The sequence below is a fragment of the Nocardia amikacinitolerans NBRC 108937 genome, assembly GCF_001612615.1.
Lineage (GTDB): Bacteria > Actinomycetota > Actinomycetes > Mycobacteriales > Mycobacteriaceae > Nocardia > Nocardia amikacinitolerans.
In genome coordinates this window covers 105,627-118,372 of record NZ_BDAU01000008.1, presented here as the reverse complement: position 1 = coordinate 118,372, position 12,746 = coordinate 105,627, and the positions used below count along the sequence as shown (strand labels likewise).

Annotated in this window: 11 protein-coding genes and 1 pseudogene; 3 read left to right on the top strand and 9 right to left on the bottom strand. The window is 69.7% G+C overall.

All coding sequences use genetic code 11. The features are described 5' to 3' along the window. Positions 1 to 850 precede the first annotated feature (850 nt). A pseudogene (rho, locus tag NAM01S_RS07595) lies at positions 851 to 2,095 on the top strand (transcription termination factor Rho); the annotation flags it as partial. 122 nt (positions 2,096 to 2,217) lie between these two features. Here the strand turns inward: rho and NAM01S_RS07590 are convergent. Beyond that, entirely contained in the window at positions 2,218 to 2,469 is a 252-nt protein-coding gene (locus NAM01S_RS07590; RefSeq protein WP_067781485.1) for a hypothetical protein, read from the bottom strand. Positions 2,470 to 2,578: 109 nt separating this feature from the next. Beyond that, positions 2,579 to 3,016: a DoxX family protein gene (locus NAM01S_RS07585; RefSeq protein WP_067781482.1), complete on the bottom strand. Its 438-nt coding sequence runs from the start codon at positions 3,014 to 3,016 to the stop codon at positions 2,579 to 2,581. Positions 3,017 to 3,118: 102 nt separating this feature from the next. On the opposite strand from NAM01S_RS07585, the gene NAM01S_RS07580 reads away from it, so the two are divergent. After that, complete coding sequence (locus NAM01S_RS07580; protein ID WP_067781479.1) at positions 3,119 to 3,688, top strand: TetR/AcrR family transcriptional regulator; 570 nt, start codon at positions 3,119 to 3,121, stop codon at positions 3,686 to 3,688. After that, complete coding sequence (locus NAM01S_RS07575; RefSeq protein WP_157107632.1) at positions 3,685 to 4,146, top strand: SUKH-4 family immunity protein; 462 nt, start codon at positions 3,685 to 3,687, stop codon at positions 4,144 to 4,146. The genes NAM01S_RS07580 and NAM01S_RS07575 overlap by 4 nt, the downstream gene beginning before the upstream one ends. 9 nt (positions 4,147 to 4,155) lie before the next feature. Here NAM01S_RS07575 and NAM01S_RS07570 read toward each other — a convergent pair whose 3' ends face one another. The 7 genes from NAM01S_RS07570 to NAM01S_RS07540 all read right to left on the bottom strand — a co-directional run bounded on the left by NAM01S_RS07570 (position 4,156) and on the right by NAM01S_RS07540 (position 12,539). Continuing rightward, a complete protein-coding gene (locus NAM01S_RS07570) occupies positions 4,156 to 5,427 on the bottom strand; it encodes an MFS transporter (protein ID WP_174554784.1) in 1,272 nt (423 codons plus the stop codon). A 321-nt stretch (positions 5,428 to 5,748) separates the two neighbouring features. Further along, positions 5,749 to 6,513, bottom strand: coding sequence for a 3-oxoacyl-ACP reductase (locus tag NAM01S_RS07565; protein ID WP_067781473.1), 765 nt, complete (start codon positions 6,511 to 6,513; stop codon positions 5,749 to 5,751). Positions 6,514 to 6,556: 43 nt separating this feature from the next. Next, positions 6,557 to 7,918 carry an aldehyde dehydrogenase family protein gene (locus NAM01S_RS07560; protein ID WP_067781470.1) on the bottom strand — a complete coding sequence of 454 codons (1,362 nt, stop codon included), beginning with the start codon at positions 7,916 to 7,918 and terminating at the stop codon, positions 6,557 to 6,559. A 14-nt stretch (positions 7,919 to 7,932) separates the two neighbouring features. Further along, positions 7,933 to 8,682, bottom strand: a complete 750-nt coding sequence (locus NAM01S_RS07555; protein WP_067781468.1) for a gamma-glutamyl-gamma-aminobutyrate hydrolase family protein — start codon at positions 8,680 to 8,682, stop codon at positions 7,933 to 7,935. After that, the gene (locus NAM01S_RS07550) at positions 8,663 to 10,027 is read right to left on the bottom strand and encodes a glutamine synthetase family protein (protein WP_067781465.1); all 1,365 of its coding nucleotides are present in this window, start codon (positions 10,025 to 10,027) and stop codon (positions 8,663 to 8,665) included. Before NAM01S_RS07550 ends, NAM01S_RS07555 begins: the two co-directional genes overlap by 20 nt. A gap of 85 nt (positions 10,028 to 10,112) precedes the next feature. Further along, on the bottom strand, positions 10,113 to 11,609 hold the full coding sequence (locus NAM01S_RS07545) for a bifunctional phosphatase PAP2/diacylglycerol kinase family protein (protein ID WP_084482611.1): 1,497 nt from the start codon (positions 11,607 to 11,609) through the stop codon (positions 10,113 to 10,115). Positions 11,610 to 11,633: 24 nt separating this feature from the next. Next, a complete protein-coding gene (locus tag NAM01S_RS07540) occupies positions 11,634 to 12,539 on the bottom strand; it encodes an NADP-dependent oxidoreductase (RefSeq protein ID WP_067781739.1) in 906 nt (301 codons plus the stop codon). Positions 12,540 to 12,746: the final 207 nt, after the last annotated feature.

Sequence of the window (12,746 nt, the reverse complement as noted above, 5' to 3'; positions counted from 1 at the left end):
GCGGTAACGGCGGCGGGAATATTGTTCCGACGCGGGTCGTTGAGGGAGGCGGACGATCGTCCGCGAGAGCATTCCGACCGCGTTGGCAAAGATCGGGTAGGACCACGCGTACTGCGCTGAGCGTCAGCTCGCCTCTTTGGTGGTTCGCCCCCTGCGCGCGGCGGGGCGATGCCGCTGCGCTGAATGCGGAAGCTTTTGCGCAGCAACGATAGCCGCCGTCGATCGGCTGTGCCACGAGACCGGCCGAGCAAGCCGAGCGCCGAATTTCGGCCGCTTACCACGACATCAGCCCTAGGCCATCGACTCGAAGCAGGTCCGGCAATGGCAGCCGGGATTACCAAGCGCCGGAGAGACCTCGGCACCACCCACCGCGAGCCCATGCGGCGGCGCCCGAATTACGTCTGCGGTGCCGACCGTGGTCGCCGCCCTGCTGCGCCCCGACCCGGTGCACGCCGCTGATCTGCTGCGCGCCGACTTCGATGCGTGCCGCTGATCTGCCGCGCAGGCGGATCGCCGAAGCAGCAGGTCGGCGAGGGTCGAGTAGCCAGTCCGAGCTGAGACGTGACGCGCACTCGATGGATTCATCCTTGCGCGAATCGAATCGCGGCGGGTAGCCTCGGCGCTGTCGGTGGTTGTAGACGATGTCTCCCACGGACGAACTCGGATCTCCCCTTTTCCGCGATATCGGATTCGCGATGAACGGGACCCACTCAACCGCACCGGCGACGCAGAGCGCCGATTCCGAGTCGCGGTTGAGCGATCTCTACCGCACTCATGGCTTTCGCCATCTCCCTCACCTGCATCCCAGTAAGGAAAACCGATGAAAAACAACACTTCTCAGCATTCATCGATGCACGACGACCAAGCCGAACGCCCGGTCTCCGGCATCCTCGACATCGTCGGCAACACCGCGACTCTGCGCGTCGACGGCTACCTTCCCGGCGACAACGACCTGCACGTCGCTCCTCGTTTGATCCGCGAGAACCACTTGCGCCGAGGTGATTTCGTCACCGGACTGGCGCGGCCCCCGCAGCGCGACGCGCAATCGGTCGAGCGTGATGCGCAACCGGACCAGCGCGTAACGTCATCGACCGAACGCGACGCGCAATCGGTCCGACGCGACGCGCAATCGGCTCGGGCCAACGGGCAATCATCCCGGCACGGCGCGAAACTCGACCCCCTCCTCCGCGTCGAGACCGTCAACGGCCAGACCCCCGAGCACGCGGGCAAGCGTCCCGTCTTCGAGAACCTGGTACCCCTCTACCCCAATCAGCGCCTGCGCCTGGAAACCGAGTCGCACGAGCTGACCACCCGCGTCACCGACCTCGTCATGCCGATCGGCAAGGGCCAGCGCGCGCTGGTCGTCGCACCACCCAAGGCGGGCAAAACCTCTGTGCTGCAAGCCATCGCGCACGGCATCGCGAAGAACCACCCCGAATGCGAGTTGATGCTCGTGCTCGTCGGCGAGCGCCCGGAAGAGGTCACCGACCTCGCGCGCACGGTCCCCGCCGATGTCGCCGCCGCCACCTTCGACCGCTCACCCGGCGATCAGATCGCACTCGCCGAACTCGCCGTCGAACGCGCCAAACGCCTCGCCGAAACCGGCCGCGACGTGGTGGTTCTGCTCGACTCGCTGACCCGCCTCGCCCGCGCCTACAACAACGCCGCGCCCAGCTCGGGCCGCGTCCTCTCCGGCGGTGTCGACGCCGCCGCACTCGCCTCGCCCAAGCGCTTCCTCGGCGCCGCGCGCAATTTCGAGAACGGCGGCTCGCTCACCATCGTCGCCACCACCCTGGTCGAAACCGGCTCGCTCGCCGACACGGTGATCTTCGAGGAGTACAAAGGCACCGGCAACGCCGAACTCAAACTCGACCGCGCCACCGCCGCCCGCCGCGTCTTCCCCGCCGTCGACATCGCCCAGTCCAGCACCCGCAAGGACGAACTCCTGCTCACCCCAGCGGAACTCGCCGCGACCCACCACCTGCGCCGCACCCTCGCCGCCGTCGACGGCAACCACGCCACCGAGCTTCTGCTGGAAGGCCTGCGGCAGAGCAAGTCCAACGCCGAATTCCTCACCCAATTCCCCCGCGGTTGACCCCTTAAGTCCCCTTTAAGCCGCTGTCAAGCCCCCCAAGGCATTGTTTATTTCAGCCCGGCCGGGCCTGTTCCAGGAGGGGGGTACAGGGTCGGCCGGGCGCTTTCGATAGACGGCATCCCCTAAGCCCGCATACGCGCCCACGCCCGAGACAGCTCGAGCAGTTGCCGCAGATCGGCATCGAAGTCCCGCGCGCTCAGCCCGAGTAGTTCTGCGCCCCTGGGGTTTCCGGGCGGCACACCGGTCTTGCGTGCGGTGGTCGCCAGCACCAGTCGATGCGCGATGCGATCGAGTTCGCCCGGATGTTCGCGCGGGCTGTCCGCGCCGTCGTGCGCCGGCGGGAGGTATGGCCCGCCGGGAACCGTGAGGGACATCGCTACATCCTCTCCGGTGTCGGCCGAACCGCGTCCGGGCGGTCTCTCGCGCATCCCGCGGAGAACATCGGCTGCCGCCCGGCACCCTGGCGCAGCAGTGGCATTCGAACTACCCGGCGATCACCAGGGCGGTCGCCCCGAGGAACACCACCTGCAACACGGTGCGCAGCGGGAGCGGCATCGTCTTGACGCCCACGCCTTTTCGCGCGGCCAACACGTTGGCGGGGAACATCACCACGAGCAGTGCCGCGAGGCCTGCCGCCGCCAGGTCCGCGGTGGCGGGGATCAAAAGGCCGACAGCGCCCGCGATTTCGAGCACGCCGGTCAACGTGACCAGGGCGGGCGCGGCGGGCAACTGCGGCGGCACCATCTCGATCAGCGCTGAGCGGCGCGGCTGCAGGAAGTGCGCGCTCGCGGTCAGCGCGAACATGGCGGCGAGGCCGAAACGGACTGCGTCCGACCATGAGTCGAGCCAGGTGACGTCGAGGAACCAGCCGAGAAGGCGGGCAAGCGCGGTGACGGCGGCGAGGACGACGAAGGGGGCCATGAGTATCTCCCGAGGTAGGACACGAACCAATCTTGACACTGGCAAGATTAAAGCCGACGCCGAGAACTTGTCAATGACAAGATTGTCGGCCACTATCGAGTCATGGCGAAGAGCGGTTACCACCACGGCGATCTCCGCACCGCGATGCTGACCGCGGCGGCCGAACAAATCGCCGCCGACGGCGTCGACGCGATCTCCCTGCGCGGGCTCGCACGGCGCGCGGGCGTCTCTCACGCGGCGCCCGCCCACCACTTCGGCGATCGCGCCGGCCTGCTCACCGCGCTGGCCACCGAGGGCTACAACCTGCTCGGCTCGGAGCTCGACGGCGCCGGACCCGATTTCCGCGACGTCGCGGTCGCGTACGTCCGTTTCGCGCTGAACCATCCCGGACACTTCGACGTGATGTTCCGCCGCGACCTGCTGCGCGCCGACGACCCCGAGCTGCGGGCCGCGCGCACCCGCTCCGGCGCCGCGCTGCGCGCAGGCGTCGCCGACCTCCGCCCCGAACGCACCGACGGACGGGAACGCGCCACCCAGCTGGCCGCTTGGTCGCTGGTCCACGGCTTCGCGGCGCTGTGGCGAGAGGGGGCGCTGACGGATTCGGCGCTGGCCGACACGACGGACCCGGAAGAACTGGCTCGCGCCATGCTGGCCACGGTCCAGTTCGAATGAGACGATCACCACACGGCGGGCGGCGTATCTTCTTGCACAGCAACGACGAAAGGAGCAGGCGGTCGATCGCCGGTCGATCCCGCCACCGCACCATGGAAGTCCACGCCTACCCCACCTCGGCGACCACGCCGGTGGATCTCGCTGCGGCGCAACAGATCGCCGCGCGGTACCTGTCCGTCACGGAGCACGGCAGCGAAATAACGCACCGGGTCACGGAATTCGACGGCGGCTTCGTCGTCGTCGCGGTCCGAGGACCGATTACGGAAAACAGTTCACCACTACCGCCGCCGGTGATCGGCGGGACGGTCAGCGTCATCGACAAGGCCACCGGCGCGGTCTCGTACTGGCCGACCTACCCGGCCGCACTGATCGCCGCACAGTACGACGAGATGCTGCGCACCGGTCGACTGATCGTCGCCGACGACTGGCCGACCGATGACGAACTCGAGGAGGAATAGCGACCCGCGTCAGGTCGCGGGCTGCGCCACCGCTGGGAGCGGTGCGCTGTCGGCATCGGGCACCTTGGTGCCGCGCAGCGAGGTGCCCGCGGTCTCGCGCAGGTAGGCCCAGGCGACCAGCCCGATGAGGGACGCGCCGACCATGTACACGGCGGGGAACAGCGCCCACCCGGTCGATCCGATCACGGCCTCGTTCACCAGCGGCGCGGTGCCGCCGAACGCCGCGGTGGAGACGTTGTAGGCGAAGGCGAAACCGGCGAAGCGCACGTGCGTCGGGAAGATCGCCGGGAACGTGGAGCTGATGGTGGACAGCTGCGGCACGTACAGCAGGCCGAGCACGACGAAACCGATGATCGCCCACGCGGTGCCCTGCCCCATCAGCCAGTACATCGGCACCGCGAGCACCGCGAGACCGATCAGCGAGAACAACCACATCGGCCGCCTGCCGACCCGGTCGGAGACCATGCCGAACAGCGGCAGCACCAGCATCATCACCAGCTGACCGGTCAGCATCATGGCGGTGGTGGCCGACTCCGACATGCCGACGGTCTTCTGCAGGTAGGTCGGCTGGTAGGTGAGCAGCGTGTAGTTCACCACGTTGAGCGCGATCACCAGGCCGCCGAGGGTGAGGATCTCGCGTCGGTAGCCGGTGAGCAGCTCGCGCAGCCCGGTCGGCGGGTGCGGGTTCTCGGCGACCTCCTGGAACACCGGCGATTCGTCGAGCCTGGCGCGCAGATACCAGCCGGTCAGGCCGAGCGGGACGGCGAGCAGGAACGGGATGCGCCAGCCCCAGTCGTGCATGGCGTCCGAGCCGAGCGCCAGCTGACAGGCGAGCACAACGGCCGAACCGCCGACGAAACCGGCCATCGTGCCGAATTCCAGGAAGCTGCCGAGGTAGCCGCGCCGCCGATCGGTCGCGCACTCCGCCAAATACGTTGCCGCGCCGCCATATTCGCCGCCCGTCGAGAAGCCTTGCAGGACACGGAGTGCGATCAGCAGCACCGGAGCGAGCACGCCGACCGAGGCGTGTGTCGGCAGCAGGCCGATCGCGCCGGTCGCGGCCGACATCAGCAGGATCGTGGTGGCCAGCACGGCCTTTCGGCCGAGGCGGTCGCCGAGCGGACCCCACACCATGCCGCCGAGCGGGCGAAGCACGAACGAGATGGCGAAGCCGAGCATCGTGCCGAGGGTGCCGAGCTCGCCGGGGAAGAACGCGTCGGTGAGATAGGTCGCCGTCGCCGCGTACACGCCGTAGTCGAACCACTCGGTGGCGTTGCCCATGGCCGACGCGGCCACCGAACGCCGTAGACGCGTCGAGTCCTGTCCACGATCGGTCACGCCCGCCTCCTCACCGGCCCGTCCCGGCGAGCCTCGATTCGTCCGTCCGGCCCACCCCGGAAAGATGGGCCGGGCACGGAACAAACCGATACCCAGGTTTCGGGAGGACCAAACAGCGGCGGACCCGCTCCACCGAAGAGCGCACACCCAGCTACCTGCACGGCAGGCAACGAATGTGATTGTCGTCACACACTTTCGAATGTGACGTGACCGACGGAGCGGCCCGGACGGGCTCGAACAGCCCGTCCGATCGGGTGGAACGCCTCAGATCGGCGTGACGTAGGCCCCGGAGATGCCGCCGTCGACGAGGAACTGCGAGGCGGTGATGAACGAGGCGTCGTCGCTGGCGAGGAAGGCGACGGCGGCCGCGATCTCCTCCGGCTCGGCGAAGCGACCGACCGGGATTTGCACCAGGCGGCGCGCGGCGCGCTCCGGGTCCTTGGCGAACAGCTCCTGAAGTAGCGGGGTGTTCACCGGACCAGGGCACAGCGCGTTCACCCGGATGCCCTGCCTGGCGAACTGGACGCCGAGCTCCCGGCTCATGGACAGCACGCCGCCTTTGGACGCCGTGTAGGAGATCTGCGAGGTCGCCGCGCCGAGCACCGCGACGAAGGAGGCGGTGTTGATGATCGAGCCCTTGCCGCGCACCAGCATGTGCTCGATGGCGTACTTGCTGCACAGGTAGACCGAGGTCAGGTTCACCTCCTGCACACGCCGCCACGCCTCGATGCCGGTGGTCAGGATCGAATCGTCTTCCGGCGGTGAGATTCCCGCGTTGTTGAAGGCGATGTCCAGTCCGCCGTACGCCGCGACAGCGGCCTCGAACATGTCCCGAACCTGCGTCTCGTCGGTGACGTCCACCTTCACGAACAGGCCGTCGACCTCCGCGGCGGCGGCCTCGCCCGCGGTGGCGTCGATGTCGGCGACGACGACCTTGGCGCCCTCGGCCGCGAAGCGGCGCACCGTGGCGAGCCCGATCCCGCTGCCGCCGCCGGTGACGACGGCTACTCGATCCTGTAAGCGCTGCAACGCATCTCCTTCTCGGTGCGGTGAATCACGTGGGTTCGATGGATCACTGGGTCGCGATGAAGACGTTCTTGGTCTCGGTGAACGCCAGCGCGGCGTCCGGTCCGAGTTCGCGGCCGAGGCCGGACTGTTTGAACCCCCCGAACGGTGTCCAGTACCGCACCGAGGAGTGCGAGTTCACCGACAGGTTTCCGGCCTCGACGCCCCGGGAGACCCGCAGCGCCCTGCCGAGATCATTGGTCCAGATGGAGCCGGACAGGCCGTATTCGGTGTCGTTGGCGAGGCGCACCGCCTCCGCCTCGTCGTCGAATGGAAGCACCGCGACCACCGGACCGAACACCTCCTCGGTGAGCACCCGGTCGGTCGGCGCGGTGGGCAGCACGACGGTCGGCGGGTACCAGAACCCAGGACCCTCCGGACGATGGCCGGTGAAAGCCACTTTCGTCGACGGCTCCACGAACGCGGCGACCCGCTCGCGGTGCGCGGCCGAGATGAGCGGGCCCATCTCGGTGTCCTCCGCGCCGGGATCGCCGACCCGCACGCCGCGCACCGCAGGCTCCAGCAATTCGAGGAATCGATCGAAGACGCTGCGCTGCACCAGGATTCGCGAGCGCGCGCAGCAGTCCTGCCCCGCGTTGTCGAACACGCCGTACGGCGCGGTGGCGGCCGCCCTCTCCAGATCGGCGTCGGCGAACACGATGTTCGCGCTCTTGCCGCCCAGCTCGAGGGTCACCCGCTTCACCTGCTCCGCGCAGCCCGCCATGATCTGCTTGCCGACCTCCGTCGACCCGGTGAACACCACCTTGCGCACCGCGGGATGGGTGACGAACCGCTGTCCGACCACCGAACCCTTGCCCGGCAGCACCTGGAAGACGTGCTCGGGCAGGCCGGCTTCCCTTGCCAGCTCGCCAAGCCGCAGCGCGGTCAGCGGCGTCAGCTCGGCGGGCTTGAGCACCACCGCGTTCCCCGCGGCGAGCGCGGGCGCGAATCCCCACGCCGCGATGGGCATCGGGAAGTTCCACGGCACGATGACACCGACGACGCCGAGCGGCTCTTGAAACGTGACGTCCAAGCCGCCGGACACCGGAATCTGCTTGCCGGACAAACGCTCCGGCATCCCGGCCGCGAAATGCAGTACGTCGCGGACGTTTCCGGCCTCCCAGCGGGCGTTGCCGATGGTGTGCCCGGCGTTGTCGACCTCCAGTCGCGCCAGCCGCTCCAGATCGGCGTCGACCGCTTCGGCGAAGCGACGCAGCAGCCGGGCCCTGTCACCGGGCGCGACCTCGCGCCACTCCGACGCCGCCCGTCGCGCGCGCTCGATGGCGGCGTCGGTCGCCGCCGCGTCCGTCGGTTCCACCGTCGCCACGACCTGCTCGGTCGCGGGGTTCACCACCTGGGTTGCCGCCATGTCGTCCGCTCCTCTCACCCGACTCGTGCCCGCCGATAGGCCGCGGCCGCGGCCACCAGTGCCCGCATCAGACGATCATCGGCCCGATTGGCCTCGGGATGCCACTGCACGCCGATCAGGAACGGCTCGCCAGGCAGTTCCGCCGCCTCGATCGACCCGTCGCCCGAGCGCGCGCTCACCACGAGTCCCGACGCGAGGTCGTCGATCGCCTGGTGATGGTGGCAATGCGCCTCCAGCCGCGGCCCGGCAAGCGCCGCCAGCTGGGTGCCCGGCTCGGTCAGCACCTCGTTGACGTCGAACGACCCGCTCCCGCCCGAGTGCCCCTCGTGACCGACCGCGTCGGGCAGGTGCTGGATCAAGGTGCCACCGAGCGCCACGTTGACCAGTTGCAGCCCGCGGCACACCGCCAGAATCGGCACACCCGCCGCGCGGGCCAGCGTGAACAGGCCGAACTCGGATTCGTCGCGGTCCGCTCGGGTGTAGCCGAGGGCGGCATCGGTCAGGCGCGCGCCGTAGCGAGCCGGGTCGATGTCCGCCCCGCCGGTGAGCACCAGGCCGTCGAGCCGGTCGATCAATTCGGGTCGCGGCTCTCCTACGGGCGGCAGCAGCACCGGGATACCGCCCGCCCGGTCGACCATGTGGATGTAATCGTGTTGCAACACCGCGCATCGGGTATCCCAGGTGCTGAATCGCGCCTGCTCCACGTAGGTCGGCAGCCCGATGACGGGGCGGGGGGCGGCGGGGTCAGAGTCGTTCGAATCCACGGGTTCGCTCCCAATCGGTCACGGCGGCGTCGAAGGCGTCCAGCTCCACCTGCGCCGCGTTCCGATAGTGTTCCACCACCTCCGCGCCGAACGCGGTGCGGGCCACGGCGCTCTCGCCGAACAGCCGTGCCGCCTCCCGCAGGGTCCTCGGCACCCTGGGACGCTGCGAACGATAGGCGTTGCCGTGGAACTCCGGCTCCAGCGGCAGCCGCCGCTCGATGCCGTGCAGCCCGGCCGCTATCGAAGCCGCGACGGCGAGATAGGGATTCACGTCGCCACCCGGAATCCGGTTCTCCACCCGCAGCGAGGCGCCCGTGCCGACCACCCGGAGCGCGCAGGTGCGGTTGTCCCTGCCCCAGGCCAGCGCGGTGGGCGCGAAGCTGCCCGAGACGAAACGCTTGTAGGAGTTGATGTTCGGTGCGAGGAAGTAGGTGAACTCGCGCAGGCAATCGAGCTGGCCCGCCAGGAAGTGCCGCATCAGCGCGGAGGCGCCGCCTTCGCCGTCGCCAGCGAACACCGGCTCACCCGCCTCGTTCCGCAGGCTCAGGTGGATGTGGCACGAGTTGCCCTCGCGCTCGTTGTATTTCGCCATGAAGGTGATGCTGCGGCCGTCCTGTGCCGCGATCTCCTTGGCGCCCGTCTTGTAGATGCTGTGGTTGTCGCAGGTCACCATGGCTTCGTCGAAGCGGAAGGCGATCTCGTGCTGGCCTGGATTGCATTCACCCTTGGCCGACTCGACATACATTCCGGCACCGGCCATCTCGTTGCGGATGCGGCGCAGCAGCGGTTCGATCCTGGAGGTGCCGAGCATCGAGTAGTCGACGTTGTACTGATTGGCGGGGCGCAGGTCGCGGTAGCCGCGCTCCCAGGCCGATTCGTAACTGTCGTCGAAGACCAGGAATTCGAGTTCGGTGCCGACGTACGCGCGGAGTCCGTGTTCGGCGAGCCGGTCCAGCTGCTTGCGCAGCACCTGGCGCGGCGAGGCGGCCACCGGCGTGCCCTCCGGATGCACCTGTTCGACATCGCAGAGCACCAGCGCGGTGCCGGGCAGCCACGGTACGAGCCGCAGCGTGCTCAGGTCCGGGCGCAGCACGAAGTCTCCGTAGCCGTTGTCCCAGGACGACATCGCATACCCGTCCACAGGCGTCATCTCGACGTCGACCGCGAGCAGATAGTTGCACGCCTCGGTCGCGTGGTCGAGCACCTCGTCGACGAAATACCGTGCCGCGCACCGTTTCCCCTGCAACCGCCCCTGCATGTCGGTCATCGCGACCAGCACCGTGTCGAGCTCACCGGACTCGACCCGCTCCCGCAACTCCGCCAGCCCCAGCATCCCCGTTCGCATCCCACGGCCCCTCTCGGCGTCGACCCGTGGCTCACGCTAGATCAAAAACCGACCGCGCGGGCGGGGACACGCAAATGGGTCGCGGCTACTCCTCCGGAGGCCGGAAAAGGGCCAACGCGGACGGGCGGCTGGTGAAGACGAAATGCTTTCCGCGCGAATCCACTTCGCCGTCCGTGGCGAGGGAGACCGAGTCCTCGATGACGCGGACTTCGAGGCGCGGCACTTCCTTGCGGACGTAGGTGGCCGAGTTGCCGAGGGTGCCGGTGAGGGTGGCCCAGATCAGGCGGGTGCGGGAGAAGTGGACGTCGGCGCGCAGGTAGCGGACATCGAGGGTGCCGCGGTGCAATTCGGGTCGCGACATCGGGACCTGGTCGGCCGGGTCGTAACGGCCGTTGCCGACGAACAGCATCCAGATGGCCATCGGGGCGCCGTCGATGACGGTGTGCAGCGGCTGCGCGCCGAGCAGGACCCGGATCATCGCGATGCCCGCGGCGGGCCATTTGCCGAGCCGCTGTTCCCACCGCTCCCGCAGCTGGACGAAGTCGGGGTAGCCGCCGAGGCTTGCGGTGTTGACGAAGACGCGCGAGCCGTCCTCGTCGAACCGCACGTCCGCGGCGTCGACCCGCACGACCGTGCCGTGCTCGAGCGCGGCGAACGTCTGCTCGGCATCGTCGACGCCCGCGTCCCTGGCGAAGTGGTTGAGGGTGCCGTCGGCGAAGACGGCCAACGGCACCCCGTGCCGGACCGCGATCTCGGCCACCGAGGAGACCGTGCCGTCGCCGCCGGAGACGCCGAGCGCGGTGATGTCCGCGCGGTCGAGCCGTTCGCCGAGTTGGTCGTCGAGGTCGCGGTCGGGATCGATCTGCACGATGTGTGCCGCGGGCAGCCCGGCGCGCAGCTGCGCCGAGGCGAGCGCGCCGTTGCCGCTTCCGGCGAGCGGGTTTGTCACCAGCAGCAGGCCGCGCCCGTGCGGCACCGGGTCGACCTGCTCGGCGTGGCCGAGCAGCGCGGGTTCGTCGGGGCGCACCGCCCACCACCGATGCGTGACCAGTGCGACCCCGGTCCCGAGCAGCATGCCCGCGACCACGTCGGAGGGCCAGTGCACGCCGATGTGGACCCGGGAGTAGGCGACGGCCGCGGCGACCGGCGCGATCGCCGCGGCCGTCGCCGGGCTCTCCAGCGCGACGCCGGTGGCGAAGGCGGCCGCCGAGGCGGCGTGTCCGGAGGGGAACGACGAGGACACCGGCGGCCGGACCAGCCGACGGACGAACGGCACCGATTCGTCGGGCGGACGGCGGCGGGGAAACAGCGGCTTGGCGATGCCGTTGGCGATACCGCTGGCGAGTCCGACCGCGAGCAGTCCGCGCGCGCCCGCGCGGCGCAGCGGCCGGTTGCCGAGCAGGAGGAGGCCCGCGCCGACGCCGAGCCAGAGCCGGTTGTGGTTCGCGCTCGTGCTGAGACCGCGCAGCATCCGGTCGGCGGGCGTCGGGCGTACTCGCGCGCTCCTGCCGACCAGCCAGACGTCGAGACTGCTGGCCAATCCTGGCGGTGGCGTCGGTTTGCGAATCCGAGGCAGTCGCATCGTTCCAGCCTAATTACGACCGGCTCACTCGACGATCAATACGACCTTCCCCGGTCCGCGGCCGTGCTCCATTTCCCGCTGCGCCGCGGCCGCCTCGGTCAGCGGAAAGACGCGCGCCGCGCCTGCCAGGCGAAATTCGCCGCGAGCGAGTCGCTGCGCCACGTCGCCGAGCAGGGCGGCCGACCGCGGGCCGGGACCGGTCGGGAACGCGATGCCGAAGTCGGCGGCCGCGCCGTCGGCGATGGTGACGATGCGATCCGTGCCGCCGCGCAGATCGATCGCGGCGGGCAGCACGCCGTGACCCGCGGCGTCGAACACCGCGTCGACACCGCCCGGCGCGAGCGCGCGCACCCGCTCGACCAGCCCGTCGCCGTACGGTGTCGGCGTCGCGCCGAGCGCGCGCACCAGGTCCTGGTTGGCGGGCGCGGCCGTGCCGATGACGGTGGCGCCCTCGGCGCGGGCCAGCTGAACGGCCATCGAGCCGACCGCCCCCGACGCGCCGTTGACGAGCAGGGTCTCGCCCGCCCGTGGTCGCAGCAGATCGAGCACCTTCGCCGCGGTGCTGACCGCGACCGGAAGCGCGGCGGCGTCGGCCCAGGCGAGCCCCGCGGGCTTGGCCGCGACTTCGGCGCTCAGCGCGTACTCGGCGTAGCCGCCGCGCGTCCAGGCGATCACCTCGTCGCCGACGGCGACGCCCGCCGCCTCCGGCCCGACCGCGTCCACCACACCCGCGACCTCGGCGCCCGGGAACTGCGGGAAGGTCGGCTCGCCGAAAACCAATGCGCCCGAACGGATCTTCCAGTCCGCCGGGTTGACTCCGGCGGCGCGCACCGCGATTCGCACCTGTGCGCCGGTCGGCTCGGGGACCGGTACGTCCACGACCCGAAGCACCTCCGGTTCGCCGAACTCGTAGAACGCGATGGCGCGCATCCTCGCCTGCCTTCCCCGGCCGAGGCGGCCGCGGTCGATGGAGAACAACCGGCGACAGGATATGCCCGCGGCGAATCCGCGCGCCGGGTGTCGATCGGCGGGAACGGGGAAATCCTCGTGCACAGGCATCATCGCGAGACCGGGCCGAGCGGGGCCCGGCCCGCCAACGAGTCGTCCGAGTGAATCGAGCGTGCGCGCCGCGCACGA